This window comes from Streptomyces sp. NPDC029138, from assembly GCF_055564375.1.
In genome coordinates this window covers 21,391-38,231 of record NZ_JBVHWM010000012.1, presented here as the reverse complement: position 1 = coordinate 38,231, position 16,841 = coordinate 21,391, and the positions used below count along the sequence as shown (strand labels likewise).

Genomic DNA, 16,841 nt, shown 5'->3' with positions numbered 1-16,841 from the left:
ACGCCACGCACCGCCGAGACACCAGCCCCCCGAACGCCACCAGGACGGTGAACCCCATGAGCAACTTCCCCGGCGCCGCCAGCGGCATGTACGAAGGGCCCCGCCCCGACAGCCGCTACGTCATCCCGCGCTTCGTCGAGCGCACCTCCCAGGGCATTCGCGAGTACGACCCGTACGCGAAGCTCTTCGAGGAGCGCGTGATCTTCCTGGGCGTCCAGATCGACGACGCCTCCGCCAACGACGTCATGGCGCAGCTGCTGTGCCTGGAGTCGATGGACCCGGACCGGGACATCTCGATCTACATCAACAGCCCCGGTGGCGACATGACCGCCCTCACGGCGATCTACGACACCATGCAGTTCGTGAAGCCCGACATCCAGACGGTCTGCATGGGCCAGGCGGCCTCCGCCGCGGCCATCCTGCTCGCCGCCGGCACCCCCGGCAAGCGCATGGCGCTGCCGAACTCCCGGGTGCTGATCCACCAGCCGGCCGGCTCCACGGGCCGCGGCCAGCTCTCCGACCTGGAGATCATCGCCAACGAGTTCACCCGGATGCGTGAGCAGCTGGAGAACATGCTGGCCAAGCACTCGAACCGGCCGATCGAGCAGGTCCGCGAGGACATCGAGCGAGACAAGATCCTCACGGCCGAGGAGGCGCTGGAGTACGGCCTCGTCGACCAGATCATCTCCACCCGCAAGCTGAACAACAGCGCGGTCCGCTGACAGCGGAACCACGCACGTCCGGCCCCTCTTGGCACGGTGCACGTCAAAGTGAACCCTGCCAAGGGGGGCCCGAACACCGGGCCCGGCAAGGTACCGTCGGACATAAGGCAGCACCAGGAGCCGCTGGACTCGTAAGCGTCCAGGCGTCTCCCAGGCGAAGGGGAAGCACACCGTGGCACGCATCGGTGACGGCGGCGATCTGCTCAAGTGCTCGTTCTGCGGCAAGAGCCAGAAGCAGGTCAAGAAGCTCATCGCAGGGCCCGGTGTGTACATCTGCGACGAGTGTATCGATCTCTGCAACGAGATCATCGAGGAAGAGCTCGCGGAGACCAGCGAGGTGCGCTGGGAGGAGTTGCCCAAGCCCCGCGAGATCTACGAGTTCCTCGAGGGCTATGTGGTCGGCCAGGAGGCGGCGAAGAAGGCCCTCTCCGTCGCGGTGTACAACCACTACAAGCGGGTCCAGGCGGGCGAGAACGGCGGCGCGAGCGGCCGGGACGACGCCATCGAGCTGGCGAAGTCCAACATCCTGCTGCTGGGCCCCACGGGCTCCGGCAAGACGCTCCTCGCGCAGACGCTGGCGCGCATGCTGAACGTCCCGTTCGCGATCGCCGACGCCACGGCGCTCACCGAGGCGGGCTACGTGGGCGAGGACGTCGAGAACATCCTGCTGAAGCTGATCCAGGCGGCCGACTACGACGTCAAGAAGGCCGAGACCGGGATCATCTACATCGACGAGATCGACAAGGTCGCGCGGAAGAGCGAGAACCCGTCGATCACCCGTGATGTGTCGGGCGAGGGCGTGCAGCAGGCCCTCCTGAAGATCCTGGAAGGCACCACGGCCTCGGTCCCGCCCCAGGGCGGCCGCAAGCACCCCCACCAGGAGTTCATCCAGATCGACACGACGAACGTGCTGTTCATCGTGGGCGGCGCCTTCGCCGGGCTGGAGAAGATCATCGAGGCCCGGGCCGGCGCCAAGGGCATCGGCTTCGGTGCCACGATCCTCTCCAAGCGCGAGCTGGAGTCCAAGGACGTCTTCGAGGACGTCATGCCGGAGGACCTGGTCAAGTTCGGCATGATCCCCGAGTTCATCGGCCGCCTGCCGGTGATCACGTCGGTCCACAACCTGGACCGCGAAGCGCTCCTGAAGATCCTGGTCGAGCCCCGCAACGCGCTCGTCAAGCAGTACCAGCGCCTGTTCGAACTCGACGGCGTGGAGCTGGACTTCGAGCGCGAGGCGCTGGAGGCCATCGCCGACCAGGCGATCCTGCGCCAGACCGGGGCCCGCGGCCTGCGCGCCATCATGGAGGAGGTCCTCCAGGGCGTGATGTACGAGGTCCCGTCCCGCAAGGACGTGGCCCGAGTCGTCATCACCGCCGACGTGGTCCTCTCCAACGTCAACCCGACCCTGATCCCCCGGGACGCCCGCGGGCGGGGTTCGGGGGAGCAGAAGACGGCGTAGGCGGAAGCGGACGTACGAAGGGGCCCCGGTCGACCGACCGGGGCCCCTTCGCCGCTGAGAGTGCCGAGCGGAACGCGTCAGGCCTTGACGCGGACCTGGCTGCGGAGCTTGGCGGCCAGCTCGGCGTCGGCGGCCGGGTCGCTGCTGCGGCCCGCCACGAGGTTGGCGTAGTCCATCGGCATGACGAACCCGATGGTGCTGTGGTCGCCCCAGACGCAGATGGAGAGCGTCACGTCCTTCGGGCCGCCACTGTTCGCGCCGGTGGGCGCCGTGGCCTGCTGGCACTTGAGGACCGCGCCGTCGAGCCCGGCCGGCTTGTACTCCTTCGGCTCGCCCTTCAGGGCGACCTCCGCGCTGGCACCGTCTTTCTGCGACTCGGACTTGAAGTACGCGAACATCGCGTCGACGGTCTTCTCGGGGTCGTCGATGGTGCCGTAGACACCGCCGAAGTTGATCCCCTTCTTGCTCAGCGGATTGTCCGGGTCTCCCGCCTCGTACGCGGCGCTGACGTCGTGGGGATTCTTCACGCCCCACTTCTCGGCGTCCTTCATGTCGTTGTCCGACATGGTGCCGCTGTCGCCCTTGGACTTCTTGTACTCGGACAGCACCGTCGCCGGAGTCGTCAGCTTGTGCGGGCCGTCGTCCGCGACACCGCCGCTGCTGCTGCCGCCCAGCAAGAAGTACGCGCCCACCGCAACGGCCGCCACCACGGCCACCGCGCCGATGATCAGCCCGGTCTTCTTCTTGCCCCCGCCGGGCTGCGGCGCCTGCGGCACGCCGTACGGCTGCTGCTGCCCGTAGGGGTTCGGCTGCTGGCCGTACGGGGCGGGCTGCTGGGGCGCGCCCTGCTGCGGGTAGCCGTACCCCGGCTGCGGGGCCTGCGGGGCCTGCTGGGGGTAGCCGTAGCCGGGCTGGGGGGCCTGCGGCTGCTGGCCGTAGGGGCCCGGCTGGCCGTATGGCCCAGGCTGCCCCTGCTGGCCGTACGGACCCGGCTGCTGGGGCTGCTGGCCGTACGGGCCCGGCTGGTTGTTGCTCATTCCTGGGTTCCCCTCCAGAAGCTTATGTGTTCCTGACATCCTCACCCAGGCGCGGGAACAGCACGGCACCGGGGGCGGCACCGTTACAGAACAAAGGCGTTTCGGGACCACCCCGTGACACCTCTAAACTGACCCCCGTGACCGAGAACGCTCAGCAGCAGCCACCCGCGCCCGACACCGAACTGCCGACCCAGTACGCGCCGGCCGATGTAGAGGGGCCGCTGTACGAGCGCTGGGTGGAGCGGGGTTACTTCGAGGCGGACGCGAAGAGCGACAAGCCGCCGTACACGATCGTCATCCCGCCGCCGAACGTCACGGGCAGCCTGCACCTCGGGCACGCCTTCGAGCACACCCTCATCGACGCGCTGACCCGGCGCAAGCGCATGCAGGGCTACGAGACGCTGTGGCAGCCCGGCATGGACCACGCCGGCATCGCCACGCAGAACGTGGTCGAGAGGGAGCTGGGCAAGGAAGGGAAGTCCCGGCACGACCTGGGCCGCGAGGCCTTCGTCGAGCGCGTCTGGCGGTGGAAGGCCGAGTCCGGTGGGCAGATCTCCGGGCAGATGCGCCGCCTCGGCGACGGCGTCGCCTGGTCCCGTGAGCGCTTCACCATGGACGAGGGCCTGTCCCAGGCCGTCCAGACCATCTTCAAGAAGCTCTACGACGACGAGCTGATCTACCGCGCCGAGCGCATCATCAACTGGTGCCCGCGCTGTCTGACGGCGATCTCGGACATCGAGGTCGAGTACCAGGACGACGACGGCGAGCTGGTCTCGATGCGCTACGGCGACGGGGACGAGTCCATCGTCGTCGCCACCACCCGTGCCGAGACGATGCTCGGTGACACCGCCGTCGCCGTCCACCCGGACGACGAGCGGTACAAGCACCTCGTCGGCAAGCTCATCAGGCTGCCGCTCACCGACCGCTCCATCCCGGTCGTCGCGGACACGCACGTCGACCCCGAGTTCGGTACCGGCGCCGTCAAGGTCACCCCGGCCCACGACCCGAACGACTTCGAGATCGGCCAGCGCCACGACCTGCCGTCCATCACGATCATGGACGAGCACGCCGTCATCACGGCCCACGGTCCCTTCCAGGGCCTGGACCGCCTGGAGGCCCGCTCCGCCATCGTCGCCGCGCTGCGCGCCGAGGGCCGGATCGTCGCCGAGAAGCGGCCGTACGTCCACTCCGTCGGCCACTGCTCGCGCTGCAAGACCACCATCGAGCCGCGCCTGTCCATGCAGTGGTGGGTCAAGGTCGGCCCGCTGGCCAAGGCTGCCGGCGACGCCGTCCGCGACGGCAAGGTCAAGATCCACCCGCAGGAGATGGAGAAGCGGTACTTCGACTGGGTCGACAACCTCCACGACTGGTGCATCTCCCGCCAGCTGTGGTGGGGTCACCGCATCCCCGTCTGGTACGGCCCGAACGGCGAGGTCGTCTGCGTCGGACCGAACGAGGAGCCGCCCACCGGCGAGGGCTGGCACCAGGACACCGACGTCCTCGACACCTGGTTCTCCTCCGGCCTGTGGCCGTTCTCCACGCTCGGCTGGCCCGAGCAGACCGAGTCGCTCGCGAAGTTCTACCCGAACTCCGTCCTGGTCACCGGCTACGACATCCTCTTCTTCTGGGTCGCCCGGATGATGATGTTCGGCCTGTACGCGATGGACGGCACCCCGCCGTTCCACACCATCGCCCTGCACGGCATGGTCCGCGACCAGTTCGGCAAGAAGATGTCGAAGTCCTTCGGCAACGCGGTCAACCCGCTGGACTGGATGGACAAGTACGGCTCCGACGCCCTCCGCTTCACCCTGGCCCGCGGCGCCAACCCGGGCGTCGACGTGCCGATCGGCGAGGACTGGGTCCAGGGCTCCCGCAACTTCGCCAACAAGATCTGGAACGCGACCCGCTTCGCGCTGATGAACGGCGCGACGGTCGAGGGCCCGCTGCCGGACCCGTCGGCGATGTCGGCGACGGACCGCTGGATCCTCTCCCGCCTCAACTCGGTGGTCGCCGAAGTCGACGCGTACTACGACGACTTCCAGTTCGCCAAGCTCTCCGACGCCCTCTTCCACTTCGCGTGGGACGAGGTCTTCGACTGGTACGTCGAGCTGTCCAAGACGGTCTTCCAGGCGGGGGGCGAGCCGGCCGAGGTCAGCAAGCGCGTCCTCGGCGAGGTCCTGGACGTCACCCTCAAGCTGCTGCACCCGGTGGTCCCGTTCGTCACGGAGACCCTCTGGACGACGCTGACGGGCGGCGAGTCGGTCGTCATCGCCGACTGGCCGAAAGACAGCGGCTTCCGTGACGCGGCGGCCGAGCAGGAGATCTCCACCCTCCAGTCGGTCATCACCGAGGTCCGCCGCTTCCGCGCCGACCAGGGCCTCCAGCCCGGCCAGCGGGTCCCGGCCCGCCTGACGCTGGACGGCACGCCGCTCGCCCCGCACGAGGCCGCCATCCGCCAGCTGCTCCGCCTCCAGCCCGAGGGCGACTCCTTCACCGCCACGGCCACCCTGCCGGTGGCGGGCGCCGAGGTGGCCCTCGACCTCTCCGGCACGATCGACGTCGCCGCGGAGCGCAAGCGTCTGGCCAAGGACCTCGCCGCCGCGGAGAAGGAGAAGGCCCAGGCCACGGCCAAGCTCGGCAACGAGGCGTTCCTGGCGAAGGCGCCGGACCACGTGGTGGACAAGATCCGCACGCGCCTGGCCAAGGCGGACGAGGACATCGCCCGCATCACCGCCCAGCTGGAGAAGCTGCCGCAGGCGTGAGTCACTCACGCTGGGGAGCGTCAAATGTTTGACGTTGGCGAAGGCCCCGGTGCCGTGAGGCGCCGGGGCCTTCGCGTGCCCCGAAGGGACGCGGGGAACTGCGCGAGAGGCGATCGACGGCCGGCACTCGCACGACATCACCGGCCGCCCCCTTCCGTAGGCGCACCCAGCCACCGCACCCTTTGTCAGTCCCGCTCCGTAGACTGGGCCCCGTGAGCGACCACCCCGGCACCAGCGACACCCCCGACCCCCTCGACTCCTTCGAAGAGATCATCGAAGCCGAGACCACCCGCGACCCCGACCTCGCGGTCATCGAGGCCGGCAGCCGCACCCTGCGCACCCAGGGCGGCCCTCCGCAGGCGGACGTGCCCGCCCGCCCCGAGGACCCCGAGGTCGACAAGGCCCTGCGCGAGGTCGAGTCGGAGCTGGCCACCCGCTGGGGCGAGACGAAGCTGGAGCCCTCGGTCAGCCGCATCGCCGCGCTGATGGACGTGCTGGGCGAGCCCCAGCGGTCGTACCCCTCGATCCACATCACGGGCACGAACGGCAAGACCTCCACCGCCCGCATGATCGAGGCCCTGCTCGGCGCCTTCGAGCTGCGCACCGGCCGCTACACCAGCCCCCACGTGCAGTCGATCACCGAGCGGATCAGCCTGGACGGCGCCCCGATCACCGCCGAGCGGTTCATCGAGACGTACCAGGACATCAAGCCGTACGTTGAGATGGTGGACGCACAGCAGGAGTACCGGCTGTCCTTCTTCGAGGTGCTCACCGGCATGGCGTACGCGGCCTTCGCGGACGCCCCCGTGGACGTCGCCGTCGTCGAGGTCGGCATGGGCGGCTCCTGGGACGCCACCAACGTGATCGACGGCGACGTCGCCGTCGTCACCCCCATCGATCTCGACCACACCGACCGGCTCGGCGAGACGCCCGCGCGGATCGCCGGGGAGAAGAGCGGCATCATCAAGCAGGACGCGACCGTCATCCTGGCCCAGCAGCCGGTGGACGCGGCGCAGGTGCTGCTGAAGAAGGCCGTCGAGGTGGACGCCACCGTGGCCCGCGAGGGGCTGGAGTTCGGCGTCGTGGCCCGGCAGGTCGCCGTCGGCGGTCAGCTGCTCACGCTGCGCGGCCTCGGCGGCGAGTACCCCGAGGTGTACCTCCCGCTGCACGGCGCCTACCAGGCGCACAACGCGGCCGTCGCCCTCGCCGCCGTGGAGGCGTTCTTCGGCGTCGGCGCGCAGCGCGCGCAGCCGCTGGACATCGACACCGTGCGCAAGGCGTTCGCGGCCGTGTCGTCACCGGGGCGGATGGAGGTCGTACGGCGGTCTCCCACCGTCGTGCTGGACGCCGCGCACAACCCGGCGGGTGCCGAGGCCACCGCCGAGGCCGTACGGGAGGCGTTCGACTTCACCCGGCTGATCGGGGTCGTCGGCGCGAGCGGCGACAAGAACGTGCGCGGGCTGCTGGAGGCATTCGAGCCGATCTTCGCGGAGGTCGTCGTCACGCAGAACTCCAGCCATCGCGCCATGGACGCGGACGAGCTGGCCGCGATCGCCGTCGAGGTGTTCGGCGACGAGCGGGTGCAGGTCGAGCCGCGGCTGCCGGACGCCCTGGAGGCCGCGATCACGCTGGCCGAGGAGGAGGGCGAGTTCGCGGGCGGCGGCGTGCTGGTGACCGGTTCCGTCATCACGGTCGGCGAGGCCCGGCTGCTGCTGGGAAGGGGCTGAGAGGCGACCATGCGTACGCTCTGTGCATCGACCCTGATCGGCGAGTTCTTCGTCATCGGCTTCGCCGGGCTCGTCGCCATGAAGGACCCGGACCTGTCCACCTCGACGGTGTGGCTGGTCAGCGGCATCGCCATGCTGCTGTGCGTGCTGCTGTGCGGCATGGTGACCCGGCCCGGCGGAGTGGCCCTCGGCTGGGCCCTCCAGATCGCCCTGATCGCCTCCGGCGTCTTCGTCCCGACCATGTACTTCCTGGGCGCGGTGTTCGCGGCGCTGTGGTGGGCGTCGGTCCACTTCGGGAGAAAGGTGGACGAGGCGAAGGCCCGCTTCGCGGCCCAGGCCCGGTCCTCCTCCTCCACGGCTGACGCTGCGTAACAAAGGCCCCGACACGCCCTGTAACCTCGTCCCACCGCACCCGTAAGTCGTGTAAGGAGCCCCCCGTGAGCCAGCGCACCCTCGTCCTCCTCAAGCCCGACGCCGTCCGTCGCGGCCTGACCGGCGAGATCATCAGCCGCATCGAGCGCAAGGCCGGCTGGCAGATCACCGCGCTGGAGCTGCGCACCCTGGACCGCGGCACGCTGGAGCAGCACTACGCCGAGCACGTGGGCAAGCCGTTCTACGAGCCGCTGGTCGAGTTCATGTCCTCGGGTCCGGTCGTCGCGCTGATCGTCGAGGGCGAGCGGGTCATCGAGGGCGTGCGCGCGCTCGCCGGCCCGACCGACCCGATCGCCGCCGCGCCCGGGTCGATCCGCGGTGACTACGGCGTGATCGTCCGCGAGAACCTGATCCACGCCTCCGACTCAGAGGAGTCCGCCGAGCGCGAGGTGAAGATCTTCTTCCCGGGCCGCGTGTAACGCCCGCCCGCCGCGGACGAGGTCCGGGACCGCGCCCGGACCTTTCCGGCACAGTCCCGGCATTTGAGGGAACGAGCGCCCCCGAACGCCCGTCTCCACAAGCGAGGCGGCACGCCATCTGGTGACAATGGCGGAGACCCTCGCGCAGTGTTCGTGCAGGCGCGTTTACGATGGAAGCCTTCACGTCACAGCACCCGCCTCGCCGACCTGACATGCCCTCAAAAGCTCAGGAAGGCCAGATGAATCCGGATGGGGAACTCAATGTCGTTCATCGGCCGTGACATGGCTGTCGACCTCGGGACCGCCAACACGCTGGTGTACGTCAGGGGTCGCGGGATCGTACTGAACGAGCCGTCCGTCGTGGCGATCAACACCAACACGGGTGGGATCCTCGCGGTCGGTGCCGAAGCGAAGAAGATGATCGGCCGGACGCCGGGCAACATCGTGGCGGTCCGTCCGCTGAAGGACGGCGTGATCGCCGACTTCGAGATCACCGAGCGGATGCTCCGCTACTTCATCCTGAAGATCCACAAGCGGCGGTATCTGGCCCGGCCGCGGGTCGTCGTCTGCGTGCCCTCCGGCATCACGGGCGTCGAGCGCCGGGCGGTCATCGAGGCGTCCTCCCAGGCAGGAGCCCGCCAGGTACACATCATCGAGGAGCCCATGGCCGCCGCCATCGGCTCCGGTCTGCCGGTCCACGAGGCCACCGGCAACATGGTGGTGGACATCGGCGGCGGCACCACGGAGGTCGCGGTCATCTCGCTCGGCGGGATCGTCACCGCCCAGTCCATCCGCGTCGCCGGCGACGAACTGGACAACGCGATCATCCAGTACATCAAGAAGGAGTACAGCCTCCTCCTGGGTGAGCGGACGGCGGAACAGATCAAGATCACGATCGGTTCGGCGTACGACCTCGACACCGACGAGCACACCGAAGTCCGCGGCCGGGACCTGGTGTCCGGGCTGCCGAAGACCGTCGTCATCTCGGCGGCCGAGGTCCGCAAGGCGATCGAGGAGCCGGTCAACGCCATCGTGGACGCGGTGAAGACCACCCTCGACAAGTGCCCGCCGGAGCTGTCCGGCGACATCATGGACCGAGGAATCGTTCTGACCGGCGGCGGAGCCCTGCTGCGCGGGCTCGACGAGCGGCTGCGGAGGGAGACCGGCATGCCGATCCACATCGCCGAGGACCCGCTGGACAGCGTCGCGCTCGGCTCCGGAAAGTGCGTCGAGGAGTTCGAGGCGCTCCAGCAGGTCCTGGACGCCCAGCCGCGCAGATGACGTAACTCTTCGATTCCGCCGTACGAGACGTTCTCCTCTCGTGCGGCGGATCGTTGATATAGAGGCATAAGCTCCCACAAATGGGCCTCTTGGGTCGCGCCGCAGCATTCGCGTTTTCCAGGGGTCCGACGAATTCCTACTTGAGGAAGGGCACGGCCGCCGCACGTGAGGGACACGAAAGAGAGCCGGTTGCTCCTGGTCCTGCTGGTCGCCATCGCGTTCGCGCTGATCACGGTGGACATCCGTGGAGGCCGGAACTCCCCGGTCGACGGTGCCCGGCACGCCGCCGCGGCGGTGTTCGGCCCGGTCGAGAACGGGCTGTCCTCCGCGGTGGACCCGGTCGGCAACGCCGTCTCCGCGATCCGCGACTCCGGCAGCCGGCACGACCGGCTCGCCGCGCTGGAGAAGGAGAACGCGGCCCTCAAGGCCAAGCTCGGCAGCGACGACCGCAACCGCAGCCGCCTCAAGCAGCTCGACAAGCTGCTGAAGGTCGCCGGCGAGGGGCAGTACGGCATCAAGGGCGCCCAGGTCATCGCCATCGGCTCGGCCCAGGGCTTCTCCTGGACCATCACCATCGACGCCGGCGCCAACGACGGCATCAAGCGGGACATGACCGTCCTGAACGGGGACGGCCTGGTCGGCCGGGTCACCACCGTCGGCCCCAGCACCTCCACCGTGCTGCTCGCCAACGACCCGGACTTCACCGTCGGAACCCGCATGGAGGCGGGCGACGAACTCGGCTTCGCCTCCGGGCAGGGTGACCGCCCGCTGCGCGTCGAACTGCTCAACGGCAAGGCGGAGGTGAAGAAGGGCGACCGGCTCGTCACCTTCGGCTCGCAGGCCGACAAGCCGTTCGTGCCCGGTGTCCCGGTCGGCGTGGTCTCCCGCGTCGACCCCTCCGGCGGCGGCCTGACCCGCACCCTCTACGTCACCCCGTACGTCAGCTTCACCAAGCTCGACATCGTCGGCGTGGTCGTGGCGGCACCGAAGAAGGACCCGCGGGACACCGTGCTCCCGGCCAAGCCGAAGCCGGTACCGACGCCGACGGTGACCGTGACGGTCACCCCGTCGGCCGACGCCCCCGTCACCGACGAGCAGCAGTAGGAGCTGTATCCCCATGCGTGTCAACCGGATCCTGCTCTCCACCGCGCTGGTCGTCGTGGCCCTGGTGATCCAGGTGAGCGTCCTCGCCCGGCTGCATCTGCCGGGCGCCGTCCCCGATCTGCTGCTGCTCACCGTCCTCGGCCTGGCGATGGTCTACGGCCATGTCGGCGGCGCCCTCGTCGGATTCGGCGCCGGTCTCCTCGCCGACCTGGCCCCGCCGGCCGACCACGCGGCCGGCCGGTACGCGCTCGTCCTGTGCGTCATCGGCTACTTCGCCGGGCTCATCAAGCCGGAGAACGGCCGGCTGAAGTCGGCGACCGGCCCGATGGCCGTCGTGGTCGCCGCCGCCATCGGCTCCACCCTGCTCTACGCCGGCGTGGGCGCCCTGGTCGGCGACACGGCCGCCCGCCATGTCGGCCTGCCCGGGCTGCTGTTCTCGGCCGCCCTGTACGACCTGCTGCTCGCCCCGTTCGTGGTGCCCGGGGTGATGTGGCTGGCCCGCCGCGCCGACAACGACCCGCTCACCGACACCGGGCCCGCGGCCAAGGCCGGGGACATCTCCTCCGGTTGGCTCTCCTCCGGCACGGGCCTGCGCATCGGCAGCCAGCGCAGCGGCCTCGGCGCCCTGAAGGCCAAGGCCCGCACGCGCTCCGCCCGGGTCGGCCGCATCAAGGGGGTCAAGCGGCTGTGAGGAGCGGGGAGTTCCGCCCAGGTGAGTTCACTCGAACGGGTCAGCTTTCCTGGAACGCGGGTTCACAGGCTGGTCGTTCATCATTCGTACGTGCTGACGCATCCGGCACATTCGCGCACTGAGAGGGGGAGACAGCCGCAGTGACCAACATCCCCGAGACCGGTCGGACCCCACGGGTCCAGATCCGGCTCGTCGTGATCCAGATCCTCGTTCTCTCCCTCCTCGGCACGCTCGGCGGCCGGTTGTGGTACCTCCAGATCCGCGAGGGCGCCGAGTACCAGAAGGAGGCGTCCGGCAACCACGTCCAGCAGGTCGTCGACCCGGCCGTGCGCGGCGACATCCTGGACGCCCGGGGCGTCCCCCTCGCGGACAACGAGACCCGCCTGGTGGTCTCCGCCTCCCGCACCGACCTGCTGAAGCAGAAGGACGACGGCAAGGCCGTCCTCACCAAGCTGGCCGGCGTCCTCGGCATGAGCCCCGAGGAGGTCATGCAGAAGGTCCGGCTGTGCGACGCCAAGACCCCCCAGCCCTGCTGGAACGGCTCGCCGTACCAGCCGATCCCGATCACCGACGAGGCCACCGTCAAGCAGGCCCTCCAGATCCGCGAGCGCTCCGAGGACTTCCCCGGTATCACCGCCGAGCCCGAGGCCGTCCGCCGCTACCCGGGCCCCGGCAAGTCCAACACCGCACAGGTGCTCGGCTATCTCTCGCCCGTCACCGACGCCGAGATCCAGCAGGCCAAGGACACCGACTCGCCCTACCTGCGCTCCGACATGGTCGGCCGCTCCGGCCTGGAGCGGACGTACGACAAGGTGCTGCGCGGCAAGGCCGGCGTCACCCGCTACGAGGTCGACAACCTCGGCCGGGTCATCGGCAAGGCCAAGTCGGACGCGGCCGAGGCCGGTTCGAACCTGGTCACCAGCATCGACTCCCGCGTCCAGCGGGTCGCCGAGTACGAGCTGGACAAGGCGATGAAGGCCGCCCGTAAGCAGTTCGACAAGATCACCGGCACCAACTACAAGGCCGACTCCGGTGCCGTCGTGGTGATGGAGGCCAGGACCGGCCGGATCGTCGCCATGGCGTCGGCGCCGACGTACGACCCGAACGTCTGGGTCGGCGGCATCTCCGGCAAGGACTACAGGGCCCTCACCGGCAAGGACTCGGACTACCCCCTGCTCAACCGGGCCATACAGGGCCAGGCCGCCCCCGGCTCGACCTTCAAGGTGGTCTCCACGGCCGCCGCGGTCGAGGCCGGCTACGACTTCAACGGCCGCTACCCCTGCACCAGCTCCTACTCGGTCGGCAGCCAGGTCTTCAAGAACTTCGAGGGCGAGAGCTTCGGCCCGATCCCGCTCGGCCGCGCCCTGGAGGTCTCCTGCGACACCGTCTTCTACTACCTGGCCGACAAGGAGTGGAAGAAGGACGGCGGCATCAACCCCAAGAAGGGCCAGCCGAAGGACTACTTCTACAAGGCCGCCCACCAGTTCGGCCTCGGCAGGGAGACCGGCGTCGACCTGCCCAACGAGGTCACCGGCCGCGTCCCCGACCGCCAGTGGAAGCAGGCGTACTGGCAGGCCAACAAGGACGCCTGGTGCAAGACCGGCAAGAAGGACGGCTCCTACGTCGAGAAGATCGCCTACGAGAACTGTCTCGAAGGCAACAAGATGCGCGAAGGCGACTCGATCAACTACTCCATCGGCCAGGGTGACACCCTCGTCACGCCGATCCAGGAGGCCGTGATCTACGGAGCCGTCGCCAACGGCGGCACGATGTACCAGCCGACCATCGGCAAGGCGATCGTCAGCGCCGACGGCAAGAACGTGCAGGAGATCAAGCCGAAGAAGCGCGGCAAGCTGCCCGTCAGCCAGGCCACGCTCAAGGGCATGGACGACGCCTTCGCGGGCGTCATCACCCGCGGTACGGCGGCCTGGAAGTTCGGCGGCTGGCCGCAGGACGAGATCCCACTGCACGCCAAGACGGGTACGGCCGAGGTCTACGGCAAGCAGACCACGTCCTGGCTGGCCACCTACTCCAAGGACTACACGGTCATCATGACGATCGCCCAGGCCGGTACGGGCTCCGGCGCCTCCGGTGAGGCCGTGCGCAACATCTACAGCGCGCTCTACGGCGTCCAGGGCGACGGCTCCATCGACAACAAGAAGGCGCTGCTGCCCGAGCCGCAGAAGGGCCTGCCCAAGGTCCGCACGGACGGCACCATCGCCGCCCCGAAGGTCACCGGCGACCCGGCGAAGGACGCCGAGGCCGCCCAGAAGAACAACCCCACCAACGGCGACGACGAGCAGCCCGCGGGCACCACGCCCCCGCCCGCCACGGGCAACCGCGACACCCGCAGGCGGCCTCGCAGGAGGGGAAGCCGGAGGATGCCCTCATGACCGGCGTGAACAGCTTCTCCGTCTCCGGGTACGGCCCCGAGCGGGCCGGCTGGACCAGGCTCTTCGCCCGCGACTCGCTCACCCGCCGGCTGGACTGGCCGATACTGCTCGCGGCCACCGGCCTGTCCCTGCTGGGCTCCCTGCTGGTGTACTCGGCGACCCGCAACCGCACCGAGCTGAACCAGGGCGACCCGTACTTCTTCCTGATCCGGCACCTGATGAACCTGGGCATCGGGATCGCCCTGATGATCGGCACGGTCTGGCTCGGCCACCGCGCCCTGCGCAACGCCGTGCCGATCCTCTACGGCCTGTCGGTGCTCCTCGCCCTGGTGGTCCTCACCCCGCTCGGCGCCACGATCAACGGCCAGCGCAACTGGCTGGTCATCGGCGGCTTCTCGCTCCAGCCGGCCGAGTTCCTCAAGGTCACGATCATCCTGGGCATGGCCATGCTGCTGGCCGCGCGGGTGGACGCGGGCGACAAGCCGTACCCCGACCACCGGACCGTGTTCCAGTCCCTGTGCCTGGCCGCCGTCCCGATCCTGATCCTGCTGCTCATGCCCGACCTCGGCTCGGTGCTGGCCATGGTGGCGATCATCCTGGGTGTGCTGCTCGCCTCCGGCGCCTCCAACCGGTGGGTCTTCGGTCTGCTCATCGCCGGTGTCATCGGCTGCGTGGCGATCTGGCAGCTGCACATCCTGGACGAGTACCAGATCAACCGGTTCGCGGCCTTCGCCAACCCGGACCTGGACCCGGCCGGTGTCGGCTACAACACCAACCAGGCCCGTATCGCGATCGGCTCCGGCGGACTCACCGGGGCAGGACTGTTCCACGGCTCGCAGACCACCGGGCAGTTCGTGCCCGAACAGCAGACCGACTTCGTGTTCACGGTCGCGGGGGAGGAACTGGGCTTCCTCGGCGCGGGCTTCATCATCTTCCTCCTCGGGGTCCTCCTGTGGCGCGCCTGCCGGATAGCGCGTGACTCGACCGAGCTGTACGGGACGATCGTCGCCGCCGGGATCGTGGCCTGGTTCGCCTTCCAGTCCTTCGAGAACATCGGCATGACCCTCGGCATCATGCCGGTCACCGGTCTGCCCCTGCCGTTCGTCTCGTACGGCGGCTCGTCCATGTTCGCGGTGTGGGTCGCGGTGGGACTGTTGCAGTCGATCAAGGTGCAGCGGCCCATGTCGGCGTAGGCCTCGTCGCCTCTGCCGTCGGCGTGGGCCTCGTCGCCCTCTGCCATATCGGAGCACCGGACACTAGATTCGGTGCATGGCGGACGCGAAACGCGAGATCGAGCGCAAGTACGAATCCGACGACAGCGGGCTGCCCGACCTGACCGGCGTCGGAGGGGTGGCCGCGGTCCTCGACAAGGGCCTGGTCGAGCTGGACGCCACGTACTACGACACCGCCGACGAACGCCTCACCGCGGCCCGGCTCACCCTGCGCCGCCGCACCGGCGGCGCGGACGCCGGCTGGCATCTGAAGTTCCCGGTCGCTCCCGGAGTCCGCGACGAGATCCAGGCCCCGCTCTCCGACACCGTCCCCGAGGAGATCGCGGCCCTCGTCCGCTCCCGCGTCCGGGACGCCGAGCTGGTCCCCCTGGTCCGGCTGCGCTCCGCCCGCGATGTCCGGCACCTGGTCGACGCCGAGGGCGCGCTGCTGGCCGAGGCGAGCGTCGACGCGGTGACCGCCGAGCGGTTCAGCGGCAGGGGCGGGGCCGCCCAGTGGACCGAGATCGAGGTGGAACTGGCCGACGGCGGCGACCCGGCCCTCCTCGACCAGCTGGAGAAACGGCTGGGCAAGGCGGGCGTGCGGCCGTCCCGGTCGCCGTCCAAGCTGGCCCGCGCCCTGGAACAGACGGCCGGCGGCCGGCGCCGGAAGAAGGCCGGGCCCCCGCCGCCGGTGACCGCCGGCGACCATGTCCTCGCCTACCTCCGCGCCCAGCGGGACGCGCTGGTCGAGCTGGACCCCGCCGTCCGCCGCGACCTCCCCGACTCCGTGCACCGCATGCGGGTCGCCACCCGCCGCGCCCGCAGCACCCTGCGCACCTTCGGCGCCCTCCTGGACCGCACCGTCACCGACCCCGTCGGCGCCGAGCTGAAGTGGCTCGCAGGCGAACTGGGCGTCGACCGCGACCAGGAGGTGCTGGCCGACCGCCTGACCACCGCCCTCGACGCGCTCCCGGCCGCCCTGGTCGCCGGCCCCGTCCCCGAGCGGCTGACCGCCTGGTCCCGGGCCCGGCACGGCGGCGCCCACGCCCACCTCACCGGCGTACTGGACTCCCGCCGCTATCTGACCCTGCTGGACACCCTGGACGCCCTCCTCGCGGACCCGCCGCTGCGCAAGGCGGCCGGCAGGAAGCCGGAGAAGGCGCTCACCAAGGCCGTACGCAAGGACGAGCAGAAACTCACGGACGTCGTGGAGCACGCGCTGCGACTGCCACCGGGGCAGGACCGCGACCTCGCCCTGCACGAGGCCCGCAAGAAGGCCAAGCGCACCCGCTACGCCGCCGAGGCCGCCACCGAGGCGCTCGGCACCCCCGCCCGCACCCTCACCAAGGCCATGAAATCCCTGACCACCCTCCTGGGCGACCACCAGGACAGCGTCATGGCCCGCCACACCCTCCGTGAACTCGCGGCGGTGGCGCACGCGGCGGGGGAGAGCGCGTTCACCTACGGCGTCCTGTACGGCAGGGAGGAGGCCCGGGCGGCGGCGACGGAGGCGGCGCTGCCCGGACGCTGGAAGGAGATCAGGTCCGGGGCGGCTCGCTGAGCGTTCGGGGGAGGCCGCCGGGCGGGTTAGGCTTGATGGTCC

The 16,841-nt window shown here is 69.8% G+C and carries 13 protein-coding genes; 12 read left to right on the top strand and 1 reads right to left on the bottom strand.

Annotated elements, in window-relative coordinates:
* The first annotated feature begins 56 nt into the window (after positions 1-56).
* Both ACZ4WH_RS13555 and clpX read left to right on the top strand, forming a co-directional pair.
* Positions 57-722: an ATP-dependent Clp protease proteolytic subunit gene (locus tag ACZ4WH_RS13555; RefSeq protein WP_030648613.1), complete on the top strand. Its 666-nt coding sequence runs from the start codon at positions 57-59 to the stop codon at positions 720-722.
* A 172-nt stretch (positions 723-894) separates the two neighbouring features.
* Entirely contained in the window at positions 895-2,181 is a 1,287-nt protein-coding gene (clpX, locus tag ACZ4WH_RS13550; protein ID WP_030648610.1) for an ATP-dependent Clp protease ATP-binding subunit ClpX, read from the top strand.
* Between the two features lie 77 nt (positions 2,182-2,258).
* Here the strand turns inward: clpX and ACZ4WH_RS13545 are convergent, their stop codons facing one another.
* Positions 2,259-3,218, bottom strand: a complete 960-nt coding sequence (locus tag ACZ4WH_RS13545; RefSeq protein WP_468179842.1) for a hypothetical protein — start codon at positions 3,216-3,218, stop codon at positions 2,259-2,261.
* A 137-nt stretch (positions 3,219-3,355) separates the two neighbouring features.
* Between ACZ4WH_RS13545 and ACZ4WH_RS13540 the strand changes: the two genes are divergently transcribed.
* The 10 genes from ACZ4WH_RS13540 (at position 3,356) to ACZ4WH_RS13495 (ending at position 16,799) form a co-directional block, all read left to right on the top strand.
* Entirely contained in the window at positions 3,356-5,980 is a 2,625-nt protein-coding gene (locus tag ACZ4WH_RS13540; RefSeq protein ID WP_468179839.1) for a valine--tRNA ligase, read from the top strand.
* 212 nt (positions 5,981-6,192) lie between these two features.
* A complete protein-coding gene (folC, locus tag ACZ4WH_RS13535; protein WP_468179837.1) occupies positions 6,193-7,707 on the top strand; it encodes a bifunctional tetrahydrofolate synthase/dihydrofolate synthase in 1,515 nt (504 codons plus the stop codon).
* Positions 7,708-7,716: 9 nt separating this feature from the next.
* The gene (locus tag ACZ4WH_RS13530) at positions 7,717-8,079 is read left to right on the top strand and encodes a DUF4233 domain-containing protein (protein ID WP_468179835.1); all 363 of its coding nucleotides are present in this window, start codon (positions 7,717-7,719) and stop codon (positions 8,077-8,079) included.
* A 65-nt stretch (positions 8,080-8,144) separates the two neighbouring features.
* Positions 8,145-8,558 carry a nucleoside-diphosphate kinase gene (gene ndk / locus ACZ4WH_RS13525; RefSeq protein WP_468179834.1) on the top strand — a complete coding sequence of 138 codons (414 nt, stop codon included), beginning with the start codon at positions 8,145-8,147 and terminating at the stop codon, positions 8,556-8,558.
* A 261-nt stretch (positions 8,559-8,819) separates the two neighbouring features.
* Positions 8,820-9,839 carry a rod shape-determining protein gene (locus ACZ4WH_RS13520; protein WP_014672705.1) on the top strand — a complete coding sequence of 340 codons (1,020 nt, stop codon included), beginning with the start codon at positions 8,820-8,822 and terminating at the stop codon, positions 9,837-9,839.
* Between the two features lie 165 nt (positions 9,840-10,004).
* The gene (mreC, locus tag ACZ4WH_RS13515; RefSeq protein ID WP_468179832.1) at positions 10,005-10,943 is read left to right on the top strand and encodes a rod shape-determining protein MreC; all 939 of its coding nucleotides are present in this window, start codon (positions 10,005-10,007) and stop codon (positions 10,941-10,943) included.
* Positions 10,944-10,956: 13 nt separating this feature from the next.
* On the top strand, positions 10,957-11,634 hold the full coding sequence (gene mreD, locus ACZ4WH_RS13510) for a rod shape-determining protein MreD (RefSeq protein ID WP_468179830.1): 678 nt from the start codon (positions 10,957-10,959) through the stop codon (positions 11,632-11,634).
* A 140-nt stretch (positions 11,635-11,774) separates the two neighbouring features.
* The gene (mrdA, locus tag ACZ4WH_RS13505; RefSeq protein ID WP_468179828.1) at positions 11,775-14,027 is read left to right on the top strand and encodes a penicillin-binding protein 2; all 2,253 of its coding nucleotides are present in this window, start codon (positions 11,775-11,777) and stop codon (positions 14,025-14,027) included.
* Positions 14,024-15,220, top strand: coding sequence for a rod shape-determining protein RodA (rodA, locus tag ACZ4WH_RS13500; RefSeq protein ID WP_468179826.1), 1,197 nt, complete (start codon positions 14,024-14,026; stop codon positions 15,218-15,220). The genes mrdA and rodA overlap by 4 nt, the downstream gene beginning before the upstream one ends.
* 76 nt (positions 15,221-15,296) lie before the next feature.
* A complete protein-coding gene (locus ACZ4WH_RS13495) occupies positions 15,297-16,799 on the top strand; it encodes a CYTH and CHAD domain-containing protein (RefSeq protein ID WP_468179825.1) in 1,503 nt (500 codons plus the stop codon).
* Positions 16,800-16,841: the final 42 nt, after the last annotated feature.